This window comes from Cellvibrio sp. pealriver (assembly GCF_001183545.1).
Taxonomy (GTDB): domain Bacteria; phylum Pseudomonadota; class Gammaproteobacteria; order Pseudomonadales; family Cellvibrionaceae; genus Cellvibrio.
The window spans coordinates 516,036-542,413 of sequence record NZ_KQ236688.1 but is presented as its reverse complement, the minus strand read 5'-3'; the positions used below and the strand labels follow the sequence as shown (position 1 = coordinate 542,413).

Annotated in this window: 14 protein-coding genes; 3 read left to right on the top strand and 11 right to left on the bottom strand. The window is 46.4% G+C overall.

Translation table 11 applies throughout. The features are described 5' to 3' along the window. Window positions 1-35 precede the first annotated feature (35 nt). Entirely contained in the window at window positions 36-2,393 is a 2,358-nt protein-coding gene (locus VC28_RS20055; RefSeq protein WP_049629210.1) for a LamG-like jellyroll fold domain-containing protein, read from the bottom strand. A 355-nt stretch (window positions 2,394-2,748) separates the two neighbouring features. Between VC28_RS20055 and VC28_RS02180 the strand changes: the two genes are divergently transcribed. After that, window positions 2,749-3,552: a substrate-binding periplasmic protein gene (locus VC28_RS02180; RefSeq protein WP_049629209.1), complete on the top strand. Its 804-nt coding sequence runs from the start codon at window positions 2,749-2,751 to the stop codon at window positions 3,550-3,552. On the opposite strand, the gene VC28_RS02175 is transcribed toward VC28_RS02180, so the two are convergent. Further along, window positions 3,538-5,955, bottom strand: coding sequence for a glycoside hydrolase family 127 protein (locus VC28_RS02175; RefSeq protein ID WP_049629208.1), 2,418 nt, complete (start codon window positions 5,953-5,955; stop codon window positions 3,538-3,540). The genes VC28_RS02180 and VC28_RS02175 overlap by 15 nt on opposite strands. 97 nt (window positions 5,956-6,052) lie before the next feature. Further along, on the bottom strand, window positions 6,053-8,848 hold the full coding sequence (locus VC28_RS02170; RefSeq protein ID WP_049629207.1) for a TonB-dependent receptor: 2,796 nt from the start codon (window positions 8,846-8,848) through the stop codon (window positions 6,053-6,055). 487 nt (window positions 8,849-9,335) lie between these two features. On the opposite strand from VC28_RS02170, the gene VC28_RS02165 reads away from it, so the two are divergent. Beyond that, complete coding sequence (locus VC28_RS02165) at window positions 9,336-10,967, top strand: sodium:solute symporter (RefSeq protein WP_049632097.1); 1,632 nt, start codon at window positions 9,336-9,338, stop codon at window positions 10,965-10,967. A gap of 401 nt (window positions 10,968-11,368) precedes the next feature. Here the strand turns inward: VC28_RS02165 and VC28_RS19455 are convergent. The 3 genes from VC28_RS19455 to VC28_RS02140 all read right to left on the bottom strand — a co-directional run bounded on the left by VC28_RS19455 (window position 11,369) and on the right by VC28_RS02140 (window position 19,023). Further along, a protein-coding gene (locus VC28_RS19455; protein ID WP_156184249.1) for an IS3 family transposase occupies window positions 11,369-12,576 on the bottom strand; the annotation gives its coding sequence in 2 pieces (ribosomal slippage) (window positions 11,369-12,234 and window positions 12,234-12,576; 1,209 coding nt in all). A 124-nt stretch (window positions 12,577-12,700) separates the two neighbouring features. Then, window positions 12,701-15,523: a TonB-dependent receptor gene (locus tag VC28_RS02145; RefSeq protein WP_049629205.1), complete on the bottom strand. Its 2,823-nt coding sequence runs from the start codon at window positions 15,521-15,523 to the stop codon at window positions 12,701-12,703. Between the two features lie 104 nt (window positions 15,524-15,627). Next, window positions 15,628-19,023 carry a LamG-like jellyroll fold domain-containing protein gene (locus VC28_RS02140; RefSeq protein WP_049629204.1) on the bottom strand — a complete coding sequence of 1,132 codons (3,396 nt, stop codon included), beginning with the start codon at window positions 19,021-19,023 and terminating at the stop codon, window positions 15,628-15,630. Window positions 19,024-19,467: 444 nt separating this feature from the next. On the opposite strand from VC28_RS02140, the gene VC28_RS02135 reads away from it, so the two are divergent. After that, on the top strand, window positions 19,468-20,361 hold the full coding sequence (locus VC28_RS02135) for a sugar phosphate isomerase/epimerase family protein (RefSeq protein WP_082191369.1): 894 nt from the start codon (window positions 19,468-19,470) through the stop codon (window positions 20,359-20,361). Between the two features lie 152 nt (window positions 20,362-20,513). On the opposite strand, the gene VC28_RS02130 is transcribed toward VC28_RS02135, so the two are convergent. The 5 genes from VC28_RS02130 to VC28_RS02110 all read right to left on the bottom strand — a co-directional run bounded on the left by VC28_RS02130 (window position 20,514) and on the right by VC28_RS02110 (window position 26,342). Beyond that, window positions 20,514-20,810, bottom strand: coding sequence for a hypothetical protein (locus VC28_RS02130; protein ID WP_049629203.1), 297 nt, complete (start codon window positions 20,808-20,810; stop codon window positions 20,514-20,516). A 38-nt stretch (window positions 20,811-20,848) separates the two neighbouring features. Next, window positions 20,849-22,387: a methyl-accepting chemotaxis protein gene (locus VC28_RS02125; RefSeq protein ID WP_049629202.1), complete on the bottom strand. Its 1,539-nt coding sequence runs from the start codon at window positions 22,385-22,387 to the stop codon at window positions 20,849-20,851. A 728-nt stretch (window positions 22,388-23,115) separates the two neighbouring features. Then, window positions 23,116-24,084 carry a glycoside hydrolase family 43 protein gene (locus tag VC28_RS02120; RefSeq protein WP_049629201.1) on the bottom strand — a complete coding sequence of 323 codons (969 nt, stop codon included), beginning with the start codon at window positions 24,082-24,084 and terminating at the stop codon, window positions 23,116-23,118. A gap of 77 nt (window positions 24,085-24,161) precedes the next feature. Further along, on the bottom strand, window positions 24,162-25,559 hold the full coding sequence (locus VC28_RS02115) for an MFS transporter (protein ID WP_082191368.1): 1,398 nt from the start codon (window positions 25,557-25,559) through the stop codon (window positions 24,162-24,164). A gap of 183 nt (window positions 25,560-25,742) precedes the next feature. Beyond that, window positions 25,743-26,342: a beta-phosphoglucomutase family hydrolase gene (locus VC28_RS02110; protein ID WP_049629200.1), complete on the bottom strand. Its 600-nt coding sequence runs from the start codon at window positions 26,340-26,342 to the stop codon at window positions 25,743-25,745. Between the last annotated feature and the right edge of the window lie 36 nt (window positions 26,343-26,378).

Genomic DNA, 26,378 nt, shown 5'->3' with positions numbered 1-26,378 from the left:
AGAAGTGTCCCTTAAGGTGATATTTAATTTTGCGATTACTGAGCCAACGCTTGTACCTGAGTATCGGTCAACGCGGTTTCATAAATGCGCAACTCATCCATCAACCCTTTGTAGGGAACATCCCACCAATTAACGCCCAATGAGAACACGCCCGTGTTGGTGGTAAACACGTTAGGGAAATTCACACCGCTGAATTTTTTTACGCCATTGACGTAGACATTCACTGCACCATTATTTACGGCAAATGCCACATGGCTCCATTGGCCTACCGGAATGTTCATTCCTAACCCTGCGTCATACCAAGCGGTACCTGACCACAACATAGAATGCCCATTGACCCAACCGTGCCCCATGGGCAATAAACTCACCCAGGAATTGCCATCGCGGGCTCCAAAAAATGTGGTGGAGAATGCGGTGAGTTGATCCGGGTTTAACCAAAGCGATACGGTATATGTATTTTTCGTGATAATTCCATTCGGCAAGCGAATACCACTGTTGCCGTTAAACACAGCTGCGCTACCTGCAACACCACTGGTGTAGCTAACACTGCCGCCTGCAGCGCCAATCAAATTGCCGCTGACAGTTCCCGCCGCCAACACACCGGTGGAATCATTCAAATTATTATCAAATGCGTAGTGGGCAATCAAACCGCTGGCACTTTCTTCACGCACTACAACGGTAAAACTTTTCGTAGTGGTCGCTGTGCCTTTTTTAATTGTGGCAACCAAGGTCACCAGTGCATCACCCGAGCCATTTACGGGGCGTTTTACTATGCCTGTAGTACTGACAACGGCAGTGTTGGATGAACTCCAATTGATAGTTGCATTGCGGGCAGCTTCCACGGGTAAGGTTAAGTTGGAAGTTACCGCAGACGTATCACCCAAACTTAATTCTGTTTTGATCGCCGCCACTATTTGTGCATCGGTTTTTTTAGCTAGCTTGCTGCCAAAAATAGCAACGCCTTGATTGGAAAGCGCGGTAAATGTCAGCGTATAGGTTTTGGCGGTTTCGTCCCATTGATTGAGCAATACCCCTTTATAGGTGGGCGCGCCATCCAGATTAATTTCAATATGATTATCGCCAACCAATGCCCAACTGCCGGTTGCGGCACCGGTAATAGCGCCTGATGAATTCAAGCTAACCAGTTGTGATTTTTTAATTGCAGATGAAATATCTTTGCCATGATTGACCAACAGGAAATCACCGGGAATAAAATCGCGGCGCACACTGGCCAGCGTTTCATTTGCGTAGCGATAAGGCGCAACCAACGGCCAGCCATCGGCATTCATCAGCAATTGGTGCACGCGGATTTCGTGCGCTTCACCGCGCTCGGGGAAACGTGAATGAAAAATAATAAAATGCTTTCCGCTTGCCGCATCGTAATACGCAGAATTGTGGCCCGGCGATACATAACCCATTCCGATTCCGCTACCGGTTTCACCCAACTTGCGTTCAAACAAAAAATTGCCCATTAATTTCACACCGTAGGGTGCGATGGAGGCATCATCAAAAATAGGTAACGCAGCATTGGATTTTACGTTGGCCATGTCATTGCCTTGCGCATCCAGATAAGGGCCATCGGGATTCAATGAGCGCGCCACACGGATGTTGTATCCACCGACTGCATCCAAACCACCAAAAGACGTGAACATGTAGTAATAGGATGTTTGAGGACTATACAAAACATACGCGCCTTCAATACGGCTGTGATTGCCACCGAGCAAATGTTTGCCGTAGCCCTGCCCCGGCAATGGCATCCCGGTTTCAGGATTCAATTGCAGAATAAAAATGCCACCGGAATAGGAGCCGTACATCATCCACAACTTTCCGGTTGCATCATAAAATGTATCCGGATCAACAGCGTTTGGATGTTTACGCGCGTCGTAAACCGTACCATCTTCACTCGCTAGTCCCCACATACCCGATTTCAAAATGATGCCTTTATTAACGTAAGGTCCATCTACTTTATCGGCCACCGCAACACCAAGCGCAGAGCGAGGTGAATCGCCTTTGCAGGCGTTGTAATACATATAGAATTTGCCATCGGCCAGTTGGATTACATCGGCCGCCCAGAGCGTATTGCTTTGCGCCCAGGAAAAGGTTTCTGCTAATTCAGTAAGTACGTTATTGAACAGCGGATTCGTCTCGCTCACGCCGTCGGCAATCGAATACCACTTGAGCAAATCCGGTGACTTGGCTGCGGCTAAATGCGAACCAAATACATAGTATTCGCTGCCTACCTTGATCACCGAAGGGTCATGTACAGATGCATTGATAAAACCGGGTACGGTTGGTGCCAATATTTGGGCCTGGGTATTCAAGGCTTGTGCGCCCAGTGCCAACGCAGCCAAGGGGGCAGCCAACCACCGCAATGCAGATTGTTTGATACTCATCTCTCTCTACTCCTACTTATGATTATTGAGTTATGTCTGACAATTAAATATCCGCAGGCAATAAATCTCTCACCCAGCGAATAGATCCTCGACAGGTAAAAGCGATTTGCGGACAAAAATTGGGGTAAAACAGGTTGTAGCGGCATAAAAACATTATTTTTATAGCCAGATTAGTGTGTCACGACTCAATTCAACACTCAATAATAATTTATTATTATCTTATAATATAAAGTAACAAGTACCCGTTAGATTTAGAGCTGAAGGGATTATTGGTACAGGATGCCAAAGGAAGACATTTGACCGAAGCCCGTTGGCTGACTAGGGCTAATAAACTCCTTTTAGTGTCACTCATGTCATGCGGAAACATTCTGTCATTATTTTCAGCGTTCTTGCGGCGCTGTCATATACCACCTGGGCGGAAACGCTGAAGGTGGGTTACTTTGATTTGCCGCCTCATACCTTCCCGCAACACTCAACACAGCCCAGCGCTGCTATTGCGTATTTTGATAAGGTTGCCCAGGCGATGGGGGTTGAAGTTGAATACGTTAATTATCCGCTTTCACGTCTGGTTTTTTTGCTCGATCACCAGCGATTGGATGCTGCGCTTTTTTTGGCTAAAACTGATGCTCGCATCGAAATGTTTGCCTACCCCGCCAGCCCCTATTTCACAACAGAGTCTGTATTTGTCGTTCCCAATACCAGTGATCTGAAATCAGCAGACGACATCAGCCAGAAAAAAGACCTGGATATTGTTGTCTGGGAAGGTGGGTTTCACTCAACCACACTGGCTACAAGCAGCAATAAACTCATCCCCCTGAGCGGGAATAATATTCCTGCACGAGGAATTACTCTGACAGTGAATGGCCGCTTTGACGCGTTTTATAGCCCGGATCGCTATGCAGTTGAATATGAAGCAAATATAAGTGGGCGCGCAGGGAATATACGTACGATCACAATCCCTCAAGATGCAATCGATATTTATACTGTTTTTTCCAAAAATTCTGCCAAATATTATTTAAAACGTTATGAGCGTGCGTTAAAGAAAATCGAAACAGAAATCACGTATGAACATTTTTTAATTAACTTCACGAAAAACCTGCCGCAACAATCTGCAGCAGATTCTTCAGAGAAAACAACAACATCTTCAGTTGCGCAATAACCTGACACCATAAATACCACCCGCAATAGAGCCGGGCGCGGCAACAAATTTGAGTGTGTATTTGCCCTTGGATTTTTTTACCAAATCATCTGGAATAGCATAATCCACTGTGAAAAATGCTTGTGCATTGCCTGTAGATTCTACTTTGGCAATCACTACATCATTTAAATAAATATCAAAACGGCGGCCGGAATCAATGCCTGCGTAGGTGATCTGAAGCGCTTTTGCCTCCTGCTTTTTATCATTCAGTTCATAACTAAACCAGGCACGGCTGTGACGCCAGTGGCGGCCTTCGTATAAACCCGTCTCACTTTGCTCGCCCTTATAGAAATGATCTGATTCCGGTTGTTGTTCACCCGGTGCAACCTGATCAATTGTTTTTGCCTGCAATAGTAACCGCACCTGTTCATCGTCCGCGGCTTTTGCGCGAGCCTGTTCCAGATCATTCGCGTTTGTGTAAGGCCAATAAATACTGTAGCGCGATTCATGCAAGCGGAAAAATGGGATCAATTCAACATGAGACATTTGCTTGCCATTAATGAGCCCTGTGGCATCAAAGGTTAATGGCTTGCCTGCGACGGGTTTTAATTTCTGGATAAAATCCTGCGAATTGCCCAATAAAAATGGTGCAGCTTCAAGTGGACACATTTGCCCGTGTGCGATATGCCCCATGCGCGAGTCATCGCTAAAATAATTGAGCGTTTCGTTTGTGAAGGGTTGTGTTTTTGCGGCCAGCACTATGGGGCCATGCAAAATTGCATAGTAATTTGAGCCATCGGGCATTTTTTCCAGCGCGGTATGCATGGGCAGGGTCAGCTCCACTTTATCGCCTTTTTTCCAACGGCGTTCAAGCGCAATAAAGTCGCCTGGCTGTTGGGTTACATCAATCGTTTTACCATTAACACGCAAACCGAGCGCACCCGCTTTTACCCACCCTGGGTAACGTAATTGCAAACGGAAACGCGCCGCTTTATCAATGACTATCGATGTAGTTTCAGCATCGGGAAATAAGGTGTTTTGTGTGAGCTTGATGCCCTGCTCTTTCCATTCCATACGCGATGGAATAAATAAGTTGATAAATATTTCGGGCGTTTGTTTGGATTTTTTATCGCGCGCATAAATAAATTCCGCGTATTTGGAATGGCTCTCCAAACCAGAGCCTACACAACACCACATGCCGTCGTGCACCTGCGAATAAACACGGTAATGATTGGGGCGCATAGGCGTGAAATAGACAAATCCACCGGTGCGCGGATTTTGCGAACCCAAAATATGGTTATAGAGTGCGCGCTCGTAGTAATCCACATATTTTGTTTGAGGCACGGTCAATTGCTGCGCAGATTGTCCAGTAGACGATTTTTTTCCTGAAGGATCACCAGAAGACAAGTACAACAACTCAGTCAGTTTAAGCATATTGTAGGTATTGCAGGTTTCCGGCCCTTCTACTTCATGCACCATAGGCGCGAAATCGGCAGTGTTATGGAAGTGCTCTTTCACACTGTTACCACCAATCGCTACTGTGCGTTTATCAATTACTGTTTGCCAAAAAAATTCTGCGGCACGATTCCAGTCCGCATTATTCGTTGCATCTGCGTAGCGTTTAAAACCAATCACCTTGGGAATCTGGGTATTGGCATGCAAGCCAGTCAAATGGTCTTGTTGTTTTTCCAAAGGCTGTAAAATTGCCTGATGGGAAAAGGCTTCAGCCAGTTTCAGGTATTTTTTATCGCCGGTAATCTCTGCTACATCTACAAAAATTTCATTCATGCCGCCATGCTCGGTACGCAGCATGGTTTGCATTTGCTCAGGCGATAAATTGTTAGTCAGTGCAATTGTCCAATCGGAGAGTTTCACCAACATGTTTTTTGCATCTTTACTCCCCGCATACCAATAAGCATCGCGCAGGCCAGCATACATTTTGTGAATGTTATACCAAGGCACCCAGCGCTCATTGGTGGAAAAATTATCGGCGCGGATATCACCTTTGGCGATTTCCTCCCACATTTTTTTGCTGTCGGGAATACCACCAATATAACCAGTGCCCAATTTATCCTGGCATTTTTTTAATTCAGCAATCACATAATCCAAACGCTTTTTCACCGCAGGGTCTTTAGTGGATGCATATAACAATGCCAACGCCGAGACATAATGGCCGCCCATATGGCCATCCAACCCGGTGGATTCCCAATTGCCGTAAGTTTCTTTATACGGCAACCCGGCCTCACGCCGAAACGGCGCAAGCAGCTTCTCGGCATCCAATGCCATGACGTACTCTTTATTGGTGTTTTGCGCTTGCAGGAAGGGGCCATCCAACAATTGCACATCGCGTAGGGGAACAAGTTCAAGGGCGTAGCTTTTCGTCACGCAGCCCAACAAGATCAGCAAAACAACCCATTGTTTCATTACGTTTACCTTTCTATTTTTATCGGCTTATGAAATGCAAAAGGCAACTCTTGCGAGCTGCCCTTTGTGCAATTTACCTGTTACCAGTATTGCATGCTTAGAACGTTATACGCGCACCCACTGCAAACGTACGGCTGTATAACGCAGAACCGAAGTTATTCGTGGTTGAACCATTTTCACCGTAGTAACTTTGATAAATTTCTTCGGTCAAGTTGGTACCGTCAAATGTGAATGACAGGTTATCGGTCACTTGGTAACTGATTTGTAAATCCATACTGGCTTCTGGTTTTCTCCAAACTTCCAGTGGGTTTGCAAACAGTGCAGCTTCGTAGTTGTTCAGGAACTCACTGCGCCATGCGTAAGATAAACGCATGCCAAGATTGTCTTTATCGTACGCCAACACAACACTGTAAGACTCATCGGAAACACCGAACAAATCAGTTTCTTTGGTTCCGGTAATTTCACCAGCTGAGTTGGTCATAGGTGTAGTTTGCGATGAATCCAACGCGGTATAACTTGCTTGGATACCAAAGCCATCCAGATACCAAGGCAAGTTTTGCGGGAACCACACTGCACCCAATTCAAGGCCAGACAATTCGCCATTAGACGCATTGAACGGTTGGCTCAACACATAAGTGCCCGTTTCGCCATCTTCATTGGTGTGCTGTACCTGACGACGGAAATCAATAACAAAACCTTCTACTTCACGCTTGAACAGGGTGCCGTAAAGGGAACTTGATTCTGCAAAATACCATTCCAATGAGAAATCGTAGTTTTTGGATTCAGTTGGTTTAAGGTCTGCATTACCGCCACTTGCAGTACCATAACCAATGCCGGTCACATCCTCGTTATAAATAATTTGCGAGTTGAGTGCAGCAAAGTTAGGGCGACGCAACGTTTCGGTGTAAGCCAAACGTGCATAAAGATCATCTGCTAATTCATAGCGTAATGAGAGGCTTGGCAAGAACGTGGAAGTGTCTGTTGAATCGGCATAAACATCTCTGCCAGCTGAAGCGGTATCAGTAAATTCCATATCCGTTTCAGAACCGGTATAGCGAACACCAATTTCACCATCCAATTTTCTGCCAGCAACTTCAAACTCATATTGGCCAGTAACATAGGCAGATGCAGTCAACTCATCAATGTTAAAACTTTCATCCATACGCTTCTTTTGCAAACCGTACACGCTGCGCATTTGATCGGCATTGGAGCGCAGATAGTAACCATTGGCAACAGCCCAGGTTGTTGGCACATCGGCTTGTCCATCAAAGAAACCACTGTTGATGTAGGTCAGTTCGTCAGTGATGGCGACAGCGTTGTTAAAACCTTCCTGACGGCTAAACGATTCTGCCGCAGTGCGTTGATCAATACGGATACCCGCATTAATTTGCGTGAAAATACCCAGCGCTGCATCGTAAGTAGCATCGGTGGTAAAGGTGACTGCATCGCCTTCGTTTTTGTTGGCGTTGTCGTACAGCTGGGCAGTTTTCCAGTTGGCAACATCAGCAACATCAGCTTCATTCAAATTGGTAGTGGCAGGGTTATCGATAAAACTGAACGCAGGAATTCCACCACCTGCATTAAAGTCTACATTCAAACCGTAGCGTGCATTTTCATAACGCGCGGCAATAAAATCAGTTTCAAATGTACTTTCCTGATAAACCACTTCTGACTTCACATTCAGATCATCAGTCAGCTGCCAATCGCCGCCCAATGCATACACAAAACTATCGGTTTTGCCGGTAGTTAAATCGCCACTGGTGAACGACCAGTTATCTTTTACACTGCGCGATTTAACAATATTGGTGCCTTCAAACAATACGACGTTTGCATCGGCAGCCGCTGTTGGACTGTTGGCATAAGAACCCCACCAATCAGCAAAGGTAAATAACAGCGAGTTGAAAGAATCGTTGCGGTAGCCGTTGTAAAACGCTTCAAAGGTATATTCAGACGTGTCGTTAGGTGCAAATTGTAACGAGACGTTTGCTGCAGAGCGCTCACGCTTACCGGTGAAATCACTCGCGAATACCGCATCGCGGCCAAGGATGTATTCCATCGGCTGGCCATTGATATCCAGCGTGGAACCTGGCGCAGAAGGCAAACCATTTAACAAGCCTGGAGTCCAGATGGGATTTTCAGCTACGCCGGGTTTATCCAGGAAAATACGCTCGTAATTGCCAAAAGGCGCAACCGGGTTATCGGTTGCAAATGGCACCATCGCACCCGCAGTAATACTTTGATCGCGGTAATTTGTTTCAGCGAATGAAAGGTTTACCAATGCACCGAAGTCACCTGAACTGGTCTCCCAACGGTCGCTGGCCAAGACGCTGATATTAGGGTCGGTTTTATCTGCTTGTTCTTGATTGATTGCGCGTGCAGCGATAACAATTTTGCTGCCGTCAAAATCAAATGGACGCTGGGTTTTAATATCAACAGAGCCGGCAATACCATTTTCAATTTGCGATGCAGAACGGGTTTTGTAGACATCCACCTGCTTGATCAAGCTGGCGGGAATATCTTGCAGAGCCACCGCCAAACCAGATGCAGTAAAAATATTGCGACCATTTACGGTGGTATTAATATCGGTCAAACCACGAATAGAAATACCGGCAACTTCACCTGAACCGCGGTTAGTGACTTGCACGCCGGTAATACGTTGCATTGCTTCGATAACGTTGTTGTCGGGGAATTTACCAATGTCTTCCGCCACAATCGCATCCACGATTTGGGTGTTATTGCGCTTAACATCCAACGCTTGCGTCAAGCTTCCGCGGATACCGGTAACAACGATTTCTTCGATCTGTTCATCTTGTTGTTGTGCAAATGCAGGCAGGCCAGCGCCGAAGGCTGCAACCATGGCTACCGCCATACTGAGTGTTTTTTTCTGGAACATGAGGATCTCCCGTATGTGATTGCTGCATGGATGAGTTCTCTTGCTGCAACAATCATTATTATTAAATCGGTGTTTTATTTGTCTTATGAACTGCCTTAGAACGGACACGATAAGTGAATGCCATTACCTCGTGCGGGTAATGCAGGATGGCAACCAAGCCAACCTAGACTGAAGCACGCCACTTATTATGCATATTGTAAGACAAATAAAATACTATCCCCGCCAGCAATTTACGTCAACAGATAAAAATACTTTTTTAGATGGAATTTCCCGCACTAAAAGTCATTCTTACCATTACACACCAACTAAAAAAATAACGTCATTCCGCCATCAAAGATGACAAAAACACACGCAACTTCACTGTTATTAAGGGGTTTTGAGGCATTTTCACCCGATTATTATCTTACAATAATATCTGGTTTTACGTATGATCCGCTGTGGCTTAAACGCCAATGACTCGTTGAAACATAATAAAAAGGTAACGCTGATGATTCATTTCTCCTCCCTGGATTGGATGGTACTGGCTGGCTTTATGTTGCTGCTGGTTGCCGTTGTGGTCTGGTCACTGTTCGAAAAAGAAAAAAACACATCGGATTATTTTCTTGCGGGGCGCAACGCGGGCTGGCTGGTGATTGGCTCATCCATTTTTGCGTCCAATATTGGTTCGGAGCATTTGGTTGGTTTATCCGGTGCAGGTATGCAATCGGGTATGGCAATGGCGCATTGGGAATTGCAATCCTGGATTATTTTGTTGCTCGGCTGGGTGTTTGCGCCCTTTTATTGGAGCAGCAAGGTATACACCATGCCCGAGTATATGGAGCGCCGTTATTCGTCTAGCTCACGCACTTTTTTATCGTTTATTTCGCTCGTCAGCTATGTGCTCACCAAAGTCTCGGTAACGGTGTATGCCGGCGGGGTTGTATTAAAAACCGTGCTGGGAATTGATTCGCTATGGGGCATCGATTTTTTCTGGATTGCTGCGCTGGGGCTGGTTGTGATTACCGGGATCTACACTGTGCTGGGCGGAATGAAAGCCATCATGTGGACATCGGTTTTACAAACACCAGTACTTATTATTGGCTCATTAGTCATTCTGGTGGTGGGTTTGGATAAAGTCGGCGGCTTTGCTGAACTTGAGCGAATCAATGGTGAAAATATGCGCCTGATGCGCCCAATGGACGACGAAAACTTTCCTTGGCCGGGCGTTATTTTTGGTTCTTTTATTATCGGTTTTTGGTACTGGTGTACCGATCAATATATTGTCCAGCGTGTGCTCTCCGCTAAAGGAATTCAGGCCGCACGGCGCGGTACTATTTTTGCCGGTTATTTAAAATTACTGCCGGTATTTATTTTTCTGTTCCCGGGCATGATTGCTTTTGCGCTGCATTCGCAGGGAAAAATCCATATAGAAAGTGCCGATCAGGCGTTTGCGGTGTTGGTTTCAGAATTATTGCCATCCGGTATTAAAGGCATCGTGATTGCAGGTTTGCTTGCTGCACTCATGAGCTCCCTCGCCTCTTTATTTAATTCATCGGCAACGTTGTTCACCATCGATTTTTATAAAAAATTCAAACCCGATGCCAGTGAAACCAAACTGCTCAGTGTTGGCCGCCAAGCCACCATTGCGGTGGTGATATTAGGTGTGGTGTGGATACCGGTTATGCAAATGGTGTCCGATGTGCTCTATGAATACTTGCAATTGGTACAAGCGTTAATTGCACCGGGAATTGCAGTGGTATTTTTATTGGGCGTTTTCTCCAAGCGTATTACGCCTGCAGCCGGGCTGATTGGATTAGTCAGCGGTTTTGTATTGGGTATGTTGCGTTTGGTGCTCACTATTTTTAAAGAACATCTGGCAACAGATGGCGTGCTCTACGCACTGGTCGATATGAATTGGCTGTACTACTGCTCGCTGTTGTTTATCGTGATTTGCGTATTGGTTATCGCCGTCAGTTTCTTCACCAAGCCCGCACCGGAAGCGCAGCTTGCAGGGCTGACGTACGGTTCTATCAGTGCCGAGCAAAAAGCAGAAATCAAAGCGGGCATCGACAAGTGGGATATTATCCACACATGCATTATTGTCGGGATTACCGCGTTTATTTATTGGCGTTTTTGGTAACACCTGCCGGTTCAAAAAAAGCGGTGCTGATGATATCGGCACCGCTTTTTTATTGTCTTTCAATTTATGGCTTGGCGATTTATGGCCTGACGATTTGTTGCTTGCAGGGCTGAATCCTGAAAAAAAAAAACCGCCACAGAATACTGCAGCGGTTACAAAGTGGTGTTAACAAACAGCGTTACACCATCCAACGACAAAGGATTGCATTCAGGCTATGCGCCCAGTGAACAAATAACTCTTACAGCAGAGTACAACAGGAGTGCAGTCATGCGGGCGATCAAACACTCTATTTGTAATATAATATATTAATAATTCTTAAAGTCCAGTGTATTTGCGATTATTTTCTTCTTGCGAAACAACAATAAAAAACATGTCCAGTCCTGAAATAAGTTGACACTGATTTATCCAAACGCCCGATGCACCTCATCGGGCGTTTTGTATTCTAGGGATAGATGCGGACGACGTTCGTTGTAGATCCGAATCGACTCGGCCACCATCACTTTTGCTTCTGCAAGATCCCTGGGTTTCCTTATCAAAAACTCACTTTTCAAAATACCATTCACACGCTCTGCCAGCGCATTTTGATAGCAGTCGTAACCATCCGTCATCGAACAATGAACACCGTATTGATAATGCAATTTCTGGTATTGCGCTGAACAATACTGAATACCCCGATCTGAATGGTGGATGAGCTCATCACCACTGCGTCGCTGCTGTAGTGCTTGTTTATACGCACCGATTACTGACTCAGCCTTCAGATTGTCATGGACGCAATGCCCCACAATCTTGCGCGAATAGGCATCGGTCACCAAACTCAAATAGGCCTCGCCCTGATGCACGGGTAAATAGGTAATGTCAGCCACCCAAACATGTTCTGGTCGTTGCGGAATCACTTGATGTTCACCAGGCTTCAGAAGATTGGGATGTTTGCGAAAGCGATGATGGCTGTGCGTTGTTTTGTGATAAGCCCGCTTGGTGGGAACCAGCAGGCGATGTTCGCGCAGCAAAGCAAACAGTCGATCTCGCCCCACAACCAATGCGGATTGTTGTAACAAGCGCTGTAGTTTGCGCGTTCCGATGCAGGGTTGTAATGCACGTTCACGCTGCACCGCATCAAGGAGTATCTGCGTGTGCACTTCTCGTTGTCGCACCCGCTTACATTGTTGATACCAGGCTTGCCGACTGATGCCGAGTAGCTGGCAACCACGGACAACGGATAAACCCGCTAACGTTTTCGTTTGGATGATGTTCCGTGCGGCTTTTTTACCACGCTGACTCCATAGTCGCGCTTGAGTACATCAACCACCGCTTCGAAAAAATCCGCTTTTTGTTGGGTTAGAGCGAGCTGCTGTTCCAGTTCTTTGATGCGCTGTTCTGGCGTTTGAGGGCGAGGATTATCGGACATGAGGAGGCCTTTTGCTGGTAAACCTAATGACCAATCCAGTTGACCATGCTTGCGCAGCCAACACAAGACTGTAGATCTGCCTTGTATACCGTAGCGAGACTGGGCTTGTTTATAAGTCATCTCTCCTTTTTCGATTTGATCGACAAGAGCCAATTTAAAGGCGAGAGAGTAATCACGCTGGGTGCGTTTAATAACGGGATTCATAACACTTTCCTCAGTAGAGAGTAGAAAAGTGTCAACTTTATTCAGGACGAGTCAACAGCAATAAAAAAGCCCTGCATGGCAGGGCTTTTTAGCAACTGTGTAGTGGCAACTCTGTACAGTTGAATTAAAACGAGTAACGCACACCCACTGCATAGGTTTTGGAATAGATGCCGTTACCAAAGTTAAACAGGTTTTGGTTCCCTTCACCGTAGTAGTTTTGGTAAACGTCATCCAACAGGTTGGTGCCATCAAAGGTGATTGCCAACTCGTCGGTGATGTCGTAACTCAATTGGAATGACAGATCCTGCTCAGGTCGGCTCCAGAATTGGATGGGGTTAGCGAAGATAGACGCTTCGTTGCCCTGGTAGAACTTCTCGCGCCATACATAAGACAAGCGCGCACCAAAGCCTTCTTTCTCGTAGGCCAACACCAGACTGTAGGATGAGTCAGACACGCCACTCATTTTGGATTTGTTGTAACCACTGATGCTGCCATCTTCAGCAAACTCAGGGTTCAACTGTTCGGAGTCCAGCATGGTGTAGCTCGCCTGCACGCCCAAACCATCCAGTACAGCGGGTAAATTATCCGGGAAGTACACCAAACCCACTTCCATACCCGACAGCTCGCCGTCTGCCGCATTCACGGGCGCGTTCAACACATAAGGGCGCGTAACGCCATCATCGCCTTCGCGCACAACCGTCTTCTTACCGTTAATCACCAAACCATCGATTTCACGCTTGAACAAGGCACCATAGAGCGAGCTACCTTCAGCGAAATACCACTCTAGCGACATATCGTAGTTTTTAGAGTAGGTCGGCTTGAGCTGTGGGTTGCCACCGCCCCCGGTGCCGTAAGGCGTGCTGGTCAGCGGGTCCTGGAAATCCTGATGGGGATTCAAAGAACCATACTCGGGCATACGCAGGGTTTCGGTGTAGGCAACACGGCCTACAACGTCATCGGTAATATCCCAGTTCAACACCAGGCTGGGTAAAACCTCTTGCGCAGAAGACGTGCCGGGAACCAGAACACCGTCCTGCCAGAATTCCAGATCTTGTTGATAGTCCACTGCGCGCACGCCAAATTCACCGCTCAGGTTGTCGCCCAGGTGAAATTGCGTGGTGACATAAAACGCAGCCGCGTCCTCATCAACACTGAAGCTTTTCTCCAGCACCGGATTAATTTCCAAATCATAAACCATGCGTACCGCTGTTTTGTTTTGCAGCATGTAGTAGCCATTGGCGGTGATGAAACGGTCGAAAATATTGGCGCGGCCATCAAAATAATTAGTCGCGGTATAGACTATTCCCGAGCCATCGCCAGAGGCACCGGCTGCAACCAACAAATCCATTAACTCACTAACACTGGTGCCGCCGATTCCTGCGCTTTGATCGCGCGACATGGTTTCCGCACCGCGGATTTGATAGCGGCCACCGACTTTAATACTGTCGATGAAATTGCCGTCGAGCTGCCAATCGGCATCCAGATTGTAAGCGGCAGAATCACCCGTGCTGCTGCCGCCGTTGTCGTAGACAGTACCGGCGTTCCAGTTGGCAACGGCAGAAATATCTGACTCATCCACCGATGTCGCCGGGTTGTCCCAGAACTCCACCGAAGGCACACCATCGCGATCGTTGTAGTCCACATCCAACCCATAGGCAGTGCGATCAAAACGCATCGCAAAGAAGTTGTTGGTGTATTCACTGTCTTGCAACACCAGCTCTGAATTCAGCGTCAGCTTGTCCGTGGGAGTCCACTTCGCCCCCAGAGCCCAGAGGTAGCTATCGGTTTTGCCATCGGCATAGTCACCACTTTGGAAACCGCCGTTGTCGCGCCCTTGATGCTCTTTAACAACATTGGTGCCTTCGTATACGAGCGGAATAGCAATGTTGCCGTTTTGATGCTCAAGCGTATTGGTAAACCACATGGCATTTTGTTGGGTATTGCGATAGCCCGTGTAAAAACCTTCCGCCAAAAATTCCCAATCATCATTCGGTGCCCACTGCAAAGAAAAACTGGCCGCCGGGCGCTTGCGGAACCCTGAGAAAACGCTGCCGAAAACGGCATCGCGCATCATCAAGTAATCGACAGTTTCACCATCCACATTCAAAGTCGAACCTGCACTGTACGGAATACCGTTTTCCAACCCCGCTTGCCACACCGGCTTGCCACTCGAATTATTAGGGATCATCTGGTAAGGCGTGTAGTTAGATGCAGGCGTTGCCGAAAAGAACGGGAATACCGCACCGGCGGTCATGCTGTCATCGCGATAATGTGTTTCGGCGTAACCAATATTGATCAGCGCGCCGATTTCGCCAGCGTTTTCCAACTCCCAGCGATTGCTGTAGAGCGCACTTACGTTAGGATCAATTTTATCGGGCTGATCGGCATAAATACCGCGTGCGGCCAACACCACTTTTTCACCGTCAAACATAAACGGGCGATTGGTTTTTACATCAATAGAACCGGCGATACCGCGTTCGGTGCGATCAGCAGAACGCGTTTTATACACATTCACACTGCTCAGCAAGCTGGCGGGAATATCCCAAATTGCAACATCGCGACCAGCACCGGTAAATACATCGCGGCCATTCACGGTGGTATGAACGTCAGTCAAACCGCGGATCGAAATACCGGTCACTTCACCGCCGCCGCGGCCGGTCGTTTGCACACCGGTGACGCGTTGCAATGCTTCTACGACGTTGTTATCAGGAAATTTACCAATATCTTCTGCAACGATTGCATCAATAATTTGGGTATTGTCACGTTTGATATCCAATGCTTTGGTCAAACTGCTGCGAATACCTTGTACTGTCACTTCTTCAATTTGTTCTTCTGGTTGCGCTTGTTGTTGTGATTGCTGTTGTGTTTGTTGTTGCGCTTGTGCAACGCTGATTTGCGCCATCATTGCGGCCAATACCGCTGAGGCTAAAGCTGTCTTCTTATACATTTTTCAACTCCAAATTTTTTTAATAAATTTGAGTTAATGTGAGTGCATTAACTCAATCAAAAAGCATTCAGGTGCGAGGGGAACAAACCCCTCGCGGCTGCGCATTACTGGGCAGTTGAACCTTCTTGATAAAGTGAGTTAATTTTTTCTGCGCTGATGGTGCCAGTGAACACTTTCAACTCATCGATGGCACCGTTGTATGGCGTATCCCAATAATTCACGCCCAGCGCAAATTCATTGGTGTCACCCGCAACCGTCATCACACGGCGGAAATCCGTTGATGTCACTTGCAAGGAGCCATTCACAAACAATTTGATGGTGTTGTTATTTTCACCATCCACCATGATGACAATATGCGTCCATTGCCCCGCAGGAATACGGTTAGCCAATTCAGCGTTGTCGTAGAAAGACGGACCGTTTGCCCACACACGGGTTTTACTAGTGCCCGCCATAGACGGAACCAGACTCAACCAATAGTTGGCATTAGCACCACCAAAAAATGCGGTGGTGTAATCCGTAAATGTGGTGGGTTTTAACCACAGGGAAATGGTGTAGCTGTTAGTCGTAATTAAATTATCGGGTAAGCGAATACCGGATGCGCCATTCAGATTGACCGCTTGGCCTTTTACACCTTCCACGTAACTAACCGCCCCGCCGGTGTTGCCAATACGATCGCCCGTTACCGTGCCCGCTGGTGCAACATTGTTCAGTGATGCCAAGCTGTTTTCGAAGCTGTATTCAGCCGGTGCAAGCGATTTAATCGTTACCTGGAATTCTTTGGTATCGGTAAAACCTTGATAGTTGATATGCGCAGTCAAGGTAACGGTTTTATCACCTTCATCGGCAGTCGGTTGCATCACCACGGCAACACCGTTGGTTGGTTTCAAATATTTTTCATCACTTGAAGTCCAACGAATTCCGGATACAAATGGACCAACGCGCAACAAATCAAAATTTTCGCGCACGGCTGACATATCACCCAATTCCAATGCATCTTTTACGAAGCCGGCAAATTGTGAAGGATCGGTCAGGTTATTAATTGCAGCACCGTTGATATCCAAACTACTCAATGCGTAGTCGTACACAATCAAGTCATCGATTTGCCCAACAAATGGTAAATCCCAACCGAAGTTAACGCCCAATGCATACAACCCGCCATTTTTGAAAATATCATCGCGTGGCATTGCGCCGGCAAAGGCACCGTCGATATATAAATTCATCATGCCGTTTGAATACGTGATTGCCACATGTTGCCATTGGTTTAACGGAGCGGTTGCCGAATGAACAACTTGATTCCAGTTGCCCATGTAGTTACTCCAAATCAATGAACCCGTAGTGAACCACGCATTACCCGGAATATAACTTGACCAGTGATCAACATCTGTCGCCATAAAAAATGCTGACGTATGCGTGGTCAGGTTTTCTGCTTTCATCCAGAACGACACTGTGTATTCACTGGATTTAATAATGTCATCCGGCAAACGAACACCGTTAGCGCCGTTGAAATCGTAAGCCTGTCCACCGGCATAACCTGCTGCAAATGTTGGCGCAGTGGCATCCACATTAAACAAATTATTGTCAGTGGTTTTTGCAGCAGCGAATTTACCCATTGAGTCTGTCAACGCATTTTCAAAACGATAATGCGCTACCGCATTTTTGAATGCAGGGCGTGCTCTTAGGGTTACATTGAAAGTTTTGCTAAAAGTTTGCCCGCCAAGCGATAAATTCGCGGTGAGCGTAACGGTTTGGTCACCCAAATCAGGCGTAGGAATAAATACATTGCCTTGTGAATCGATAAAGTATTCGTTGCTGCTTACCCAATTAATAGCGGTGCCACTTTTGCCCACCGTCGGCAATGAATAACCTTCATCGGCCAGTGTTAATTCCGTTTTGATATTCAGCGCATCTGCCACTGTGCTCAACGCTGTTGATGTCGCGGCAATGCTATCGGTGCGAGTTCCGAATACAGAGGCACCATCGCGCGCCATTGCACTGAACACTGGCACCAATTCTTTTTTGCCGTTATCCCACTGCCACTTGAGCACACCAAAATAAGTGCCGGAATCCAACACCAGTTTGATGGAGTCGTCGCCCATGATCATCCACGAGCCTTTATCGCTACCACTGACACTGCGGTTTTCATGCAGCGTGATATAGCCGGATTTGATCGCGGTTTTATTAACCGCCTTGCCCTGATTTACAAATTTGTAATGGCCTGGCACTTGTGCAACATCCACCACATTATCGCCATTTAACGGAACGTAACGCTGTGGAGAAACCACCAGCCAACCTTCTTTATTCACAAACATTTCGTGCGTGCGAACAGCATGCGCTTCAATATTGTTTGGATAAGCCGTTGCCGATGCAGGGAAGCGAGTATGAGTCACTAACAGGTGGCGTTTGCTCGCCTCATCGTAATAAGCCGAGTTATGACCGGGCGATTGATAACCCCAGGATGGAGCAGCTTCACCCAAGGCTTGGGTAAATTCAAAACCACCTAACAGCTTTCCGCCCACTTCAAGGCCAGCGCCATTGGCGATGTCATTACCTGCCGGATCAAGATAAGGTCCCTTCGGGGTTTTTGAACGTGCGATACGGATGTTGTAACCATCGTTCGCTGCGAAACCGGCCACCGAGTAGAACAAGTAATAGTAATCCGCTACCGGGCTGTACATGACAAACGCGCCTTCAATCGCGCGGAAATCGCCACCTAACAAGTGTGTACCGTAGCCCTGCCCTGCTTTGGGTTTACCGGTGGTTTTATCCATTTCCAACACAAAAATGCCGCCGGAATAAGAGCCGTAAACCATCCACATTCCGCCTGATTTGTCATAGAAAGCGGTGGGGTCGATAACGTTGGGGTCAATCGCACCATTCCAGGTGGTCTGTCCGTTATCCAGTGGATAAGCCGCAAATTCACTCGCGTTGCGATAACCGCTGCGCAGGAATACGCCCTTATCCACGTAAGGGCCTTCAACTGAATCAGCTTCAGCCAAGCCGAGGTACGAGCGGTTCCAGCAGCCGCCATTGTCAGCCTCAATCTGTGCGCAATGGTTGTAATAGAACCAGTATTTGCCATTAGGTGCCTGAATAACATTAGCAGCCCAGTTGCCTTTGAAACCATCGCTCCAGGCAATGCCTTCGGCGATTTCGGTTGAGTAGGTGTTAAACAAGCGGCTCTCGTCCACGCGGTCGTTCGCCGAAAGCACAGAAATATATTCCCAGTTAATCAAGTCACTGGATTTGGCCGCAGCCAAATGCGAACCAAAAATGTAGTAATCGCTACCGGCTTTCACCACAGACGGGTCATGTACACCGATATCCTCAAACGCGACAGCACCTTCTGCAGTAAGCGGAATACTGCTGGCGAGTGAGGGCTTGGAGTAAGACGGTGCGGAAGAAGCAGGTACCGCAGGGTAGGATTTGTCATCGCCGCCACCACCGCAGCCACCCAATAACAGCAGACCGCCAATGGCAAGCACCAGGCTTGATAGCTTCATGAATATACCTCTCGTGTAGTTATTGATTATTAAAAGCGCCAGAACCTTCTGTGGATTCCAGTCAAATCCCTGTTGTGCTCCGGCCATGCAGCTGGACTCAGGGTTTTTATATATGTCATACAATATTACATCTAATTTGTATTGTAATACAATATGTCTTTTGACCGTAAGATCTTGGGTATGGCCACCGCTGTGGCGGGGTAAAACTACCGAGAGAAAAACCACAAAGAGAGAAAGCACAAAGCGAATAACGACAGGGAGCGAAAGCAGCAATAGGAGAAAAGTAAACGTGCGCCGCCCGTTAATTGTTGTCGGGCAATGTAAAGATCGGTTGTGGGGAGCGCTTTTAGAAAATCCTTTTTATACAGTAAACCTCACGCGCGAACCCGATGGGTTTGCGAGAAAAATAATGAACTATTAGAAACCGATTACTGAGGCTTAAACATGGACCGCAGAGAATTCATTACAGCGATGGGCATATTGGGCGCGGCAGCGGCATTGCCTATACCGGCTTTTGCGAACACTAAAAAACACAACTACAAATTTGGCTTTCAACTTTTCTCCGTTAACCAGGACATGAACCGCGACCCCATTGGCACACTAAAAGCGGTGGTGGCTATGGGCTATGAAGATTTTGAGATATTTGGTTTTAACGGTGAGCAAGGAACTTTTTACGGGCAAAAAGCCGCTGCATTTAAAACCCTGCTGGATGATCACAATGTCACTGTTTCCAGTGGGCATTTTGAATTTGCGCCGCTGTTAGAAAAGTCTGACGCTGCACTGATGCGCTTTGTGGATCAGTGTATAGAGGGTGCTCGCACCTTGAATATGAAATACATCACCTGGCCTTGGTTGGCACCGGAGCAGCGATCGATTGAGAATTACAAAGCGCTCTGTGAAAAATTGAACCGTATGGGTGAGCGAGTCAATGCAGCAGGGCTTGGTTTTGCTTACCACAACCACGGTTTTGAATTTGAAGATCAACGCGGCCAGAATGGTTACGATATTATTTTGAAGGAAACTGATCCCGCTCTGGTAAAACTACAAATGGATCTTTTTTGGGTTATGCACTCATCCAAGCGCTCACCTAAAGAGCTAGTAAAAGCGCAGCCAGGGCGCTACGTGATGTGGCACATCAAAGATATGGACAAAAAAACGCGGGACTATACCGAACTTGGCAATGGCTCAATTGATTACCCCGGCATCCTCCCCGACCCTGTTGCCGCCGGAATGGAATTTTATTATCTAGAACAAGGCGGAAATTTTACGCACAGCGCGCTACAAAGTGCAGCCGATAGCGCCCGCTACTTTAAACAGAACCTGCAACATTTATTTTGATGCAGGTTCTGCATGTCTTAACCTGTGTTTCTTAACTTGTGTTTTTTAGCCTGTGTTTCTTAACCTATGTTAATGAGCAATACATTTACTCATTAACAACAGCCGAAAAAAAACCCGCCTGAGCGGGTTTTTAGCAAACAAGGTGTCAGGGATTAACCCGCTGAGCGAGCTTTATACGCGCGGACGACCTGGTTGAAATCTTCTGCAAATTTTTGCAGTTCATCCATTTCTTTCTTTTCTTCCGCACGCGATAAACCGGCACAACCCACATAATCCTGCACGGCTTTTACGTAGGCTTTTACATCATTATTTGCCTTGACCATTTGTGCGGTTACTACGGTTGCCGCATCGGGAATTTCAGGTTTTGCAGCTGGCTTTGCACACGCAAATGCCACAGTAGATACCAACGAAGATGCACAAAAGGTCAACGCAAGAACAAACGGTTTCATAGATTTTCCTCTTCAATGAACAACAAGAACTAAACAATTTATACGCGGAAGCGGCCAACTAACTCCGCCATTCGCGCTGCCACATCTGCCAGGTTATCGGTACTGGACGTAATGCGGCTGGAACTCTCAGCAGTATGGGTAGCTACTGAAGAAATACGATCAATATTGGTTTCAATTTGGCGAGTAGCCGCACTTTGCTGTTCTGATGCAGCGGCAATCTGGTTAGTCCTGTCGCGAATCACACTTACGATTTCCGTAATATGTTCCAACGCACTGCTGGCATCACTCGCTTGCACAACCGCATTGCTCGCCTGGCTTGTACCCGCCGTCATCATTTCTACCGCTTGTTGCGCGCCTGATTGCAAACGCTCAATCATTTCGCGAATTTCAGTGGTAGAACTTTGTGTTTTGGATGCAAGCGTACGCACTTCATCAGCCACCACAGCAAAACCGCGCCCTTGCTCACCGGCACGCGCCGCTTCAATCGCCGCATTGAGTGCAAGCAAATTGGTTTGGTCTGCAATTCCGCGGATAACATCCAACACAGAACCAATACTCACGGTTTCATTGCGCAAACGATCAATCACTTCTGCTGCGGTTTTAATATCGGTTGAAAGCTCGGTAATTTGTCCCATGGTGTTAACCACCAGGGTTTTACCTGCAGAAGCAGCGTCATCGGCCTGCAAAGATTTATCGGCGGTGTCAGACACACTCACAGTGACATCCTGCACCACACTTGCCATTTCTTTTACTGCGCCGACGATGTGCTGGATTTCATTTTGCTGTGTGCGGATTTCATTTTCGTTATCGCGCGATAATTGCGATAGCGTTGATGCACTTCCACTTACTTCACGTGCAGTATGCGCAACATTGGCAATGATCGATTGCAAACGCTCTACAAACTGATTGAAACGGCGCGACAATTCTGTAACTTCATCATTACCGACTTCAGGTAAACGACGAGTCAAATCACCCTCGCCTTGTGCAATATCGCGCAGCGCAATAACCACTTCATTAACAGGGCGAACAATACTTAATTGCACGGCATAAGCGAGCGATGCAGCCACCAGACTAATAATCACAATCAGTATTAATGCACTGATGACCGCCGCACTGACAATGTCATCAATCTCACTCATATCGATGTGCAAGCTGATAGTGCCAATACGGGCACCTTCTGATTTGATTTCTTCCGTAATCGTCAGCAAATGCCCTTTGGTTTCAGTACCCAATGCGCGCGGGCTACCAGCAAATGCTGCAGGCACTTCTTTGGCAGTAACGTTTTTTTCATACCAGGCAAATGGCTTTTGGTTACTGTAAACCACAGCAGCCAATACCCGCGGACTAACACGCAAACCATTCAGTGATGCCGTTACCGTTGCGGAATCATCAAAGGTCATAGCCCCTACACTGGCCTCGCCCAATACCTGCGACAAGGTGCGCATATCTTCAATAATGGCGGACTCAGTTCTATTAATACCTTCACGCACAGTAACCAGGGTAGTAGCAACAACCGCAGCAATACAGGTCAGGGTAACGCTTAGCAAAATCTTCCATTTCAGCGATAAGTTTTTCACTCGCACCTCAAATTCTTGAACAAAGATTTAACAAAAATGCATTTGTGATGCTGATCACAATTTGCGCGTAAGGCTAGCAGACATTTTTTTTATTGCATCAGTTTTTATACCAATCAATAGAACTTTAAGGCCTATTTTTTATATTTCTTTTTATTTGCGTTATATAAACATCAAAAAAAGAAAATAATTTGACGAAAAAATAAAGCCCAATAAAAGCAACAACGAAATGTCAAAATATCATCACCCAATTACAAGCAGCGAATATATGCGTTGTTGCTCAGGACAATTGATCAAAAACCATTCAATAAAAATAACGGATCAACTTGCGCCAGTCTCAATGCAGATGGCAGAAAAAGAAGGACGTGCATTATCGGAATAGCGGGAATGATTGCGTAGGGAAAATAAAACTATGGTCATTTGTTAGTCTCTTGCAGTAGTGATTTTTAATTTTTTTATTGTGTTTACAACACCTGTAATGGTTCAGGTATAAACAATATAGGTTTAGCAGATACTGACGATATTTCTAAAAATATTTATCCGATAAGTGTTTAAATAATCCACCCAAATAAATAATTACACTTATTAACACAACTAAATTTTAACTGCAGAGGGAAGAACAATTCAGAAGAGCAATTCATTTGATAAGCAGAAAATAAAAACCCGCCATTTTCACAGCGGGTTTTTATGTTGACCGATATGTGTGTTGGTTAATTTTTGACGGATAACCATTAATCAATCATTGAAGGCTTACCAAATACCGGCATACCTTGGTCATTCCAGCGCAGTGGTTTAACAAACGTATGACGGTCGGGGTTCCATAAGGGGTCGCCTTCAATTTCAGTGTAGGTGCGCGCATGGTAAACCAGCATCACGGTATCGCCATCTTCGGCGTAAGTGAAACTGTTGTGGCCGGGGCCAAAAATTTTATTGGGAATGTCGGAACATAACACCGGCTCTTTGGATTTAGTCCAGTTTTGTGGATTCAATAAATCCGCATTTTCATCTACCCACAGTAAACCCATTGCGTAGTTTTCATCGGTGGCGCTTGCGGAGTAGCTCAAAAAGATTTTGCCATTGCGCTTCACAATAGACGGCCCTTCATTTACCCAGAAGCCCCGAATTTCCCATTCAAATTCCGGCTTGGTGAGCATGACGGGGGCACTCGCCAATTCCCACGGCGTTTTCATTGGCGCGATATAGATATTGGAGTTGCCGCGAATGTCCACATCTTTTTGTGCCCACACGTAATAGAGCACATCATTATGGGTGAATGTGGTCGCATCCAGACAGAATGTATCAATACCAGAATCAACCTGCCCTAAAAATTCCCATTCGCCTTCCAAGGGATTCGCATTTTTATTGCGGATTGCATACATGCGGTGCTGGAATAAATCGAATTTAATTTCACGGCTGGGCGCTGCTGCAAAATACACGTACCACGCATATTCGCCGGTTGAGGGATCTTTGTTGAAATGGATTTCCGGTGCCCAAACCAGTTCACTGTAGGGGCCAGTATCCGGTTTATGCCATGCATCGACGGTTGGTGCAGTGGCCAATTCCGCGATGGTTTTTGCACGGCGCAATTCAATGCGGTCATACTTGGGTACAGACGCAGTGAAGTAATAATAACCATCGGTGTGTTTATACACGAATGGATCTGCGCGCTGTGGAATTAACGGCTTTAATAATTCGCTCACAATTTTTCTCCAAACTTTCTATTTAATTCTTAATAAAATTTTCTATTTAATTCTTAATAAAACTTTCTATCTAATTCTTAATGCTCTGCAATGTAACCTTTTGCGCGCATTTCATTTTTGAGACCAGCGTAATAACCATCGTTAATGCGATACCAAAACATTAATAGGCCCATCAAGGCATGAAAAAATCCGGGAATAATCGACAGCATTAATGCAATTCCCATCAATGAAAAATCCGATTGCTCTTGGTTGGGAACATACTGGAAATAAGTCAACAGCCAACCAACCATTAAACCCGCAATGCCCATACCGGCTTTTTGCCCTACAGAAATTCCACCGTACGCAAAACCGGATACGCGCTTACCGTTTTTCACCTGGCCGTAATCGATTGTCTCGGAAATGATGGACCAAAATACGGGCGCATGAAGATCAACTACAAACGACAACAGGAAATACAACACAAACGCAAGAACCACATCATCGCGGCCAACAAACAAATAAATCGCCACACTTAATGCCGCCACGACTAATTGTGTGTAGCGGAATAAATTGATTTTGCAGTAGACCTTGGTAATCCAGGTGGATGCCACCATGGCAAGAATGGCAGCTGCAACGCCCGTCGATAAAAATGCTGACACCAAGGCATCATCGCCGCCTAAATAATATTTAGCGTAATAAATCGCAACGGAACCGCGAATCACATATCCAATCGTGCCTGTGATACACACAGCGACCAGAATTAACCACTGGTCATTTTTCAGTAGTTGTAGAAATTGCATCCACAAGGGTTGATGCTCAACAACGTGGGTGACGCGTTCGGTTGTTTTGAAATAACAAAATAAAAACATTACCGCACCAACGCCCGACATAATCGCCATGGCAATCTGATAGCCCAATGCCTTGTCTTCCCACATGCCCGCTACAACAGGAACCACAATCGCCACCATAAAGGCACCAATTTTGGCGAGGAATAAACGGTAGCCATTTGCAGACAGTTTTTCTTTGGGATCACTGGTGAGTGCGCTGGGCAGGGAGATATAAGGAATACCAACGCCGGAGGTGATCAGCGTCATCATGATGTAGGTGGAGTAAGCCCAAATTAATTTAGCGTCGTATCCCCAGTCTGGCGTGGTGAATACAAAAAACACACTGACCGCGTAGGGAATTGCCAGCCATAACAACCAGGGGCGATAGCGCCCTTGTAAAAAGGTGTAACGGTCAGTGATCTGCCCCATGACCAGATCAGAAATTGCACCCACTACTTTGACGGTGAAAAACAGAATGCCCATGTCAATTGGGCTTAGGCCGAAAATATCAGTGTAATAAAAGGTGATGATCAGCATCATTGATGAGATCACGACGTTTAGCGCCATATCGCCAGCGCCAAATCCAATTTTTTCTGCAACCGATAACTTTTCTGTCATCGTCGATGTTTGTGCATTTGTATTAGCTGATGGTGATGGTTGTGTTTTCATTGTTTTGGTTGACCTCGTGTTTCTATTATTGGTACTGCTATTTTTATTTCTGCTTCTATTTCTATTTATGCCTGATATTTCTATTTATCTTACGGTTAAAAAAAGCGGCATTACGTTCTCCGTAAGTGCCGCTTCCTTTATCGATCATCCAGTGCAGGAACTTTCTATTACCTGCTACTCCGCTTATAAAAAATAATCATTTTCTATAGCGTGCACCAGCAGCACATCAATGCCAGCCATACCCGCGCTTGCTGCAGCTTGTAAACCCAGTTTTGAATCTTCAAACACCACGCATTTGGTTGGATCTATGCCTAATAATTCTGCACAAAGCAAAAACGTATCCGGTGCGGGTTTTGGATTTTTCACCTGGTCTGCACCAACAACGGCGCTGACATATTTATCCAGCCCACAGATTTTCAAAATGGTTTGCGCTTCTTGCGTGTAAGCGCCGGTTCCTACTGCCATGGGCTTCACACCGTGATAACGCTGCGCCACTTCCAACAAGGCAGTCGGTTTTACGTATTTGTGCATATTGTCGTGCACAACCTGCTCTTTAAAATCATTCATTTCATCGAGGCTGGCGCTCACCTCAATGCTGAATTTTTCCAACAGGATTTCAATCGTCCCTTTGGTGGGCACTCCGGCAAGCGAACGCATAAACGGGCGGTCGATTGGAATACCGTATTTGTTCAGTGTTTCACTCCATGCAAACTCATGAAGTTGGCCGCTATCAACCAGCGTGCCGTCCATATCAAAAATCAGTGCATCGTAATGGTCGTACATCGTGTGTTCTCTTGTTTACTGGCGAGGCAGAAATTA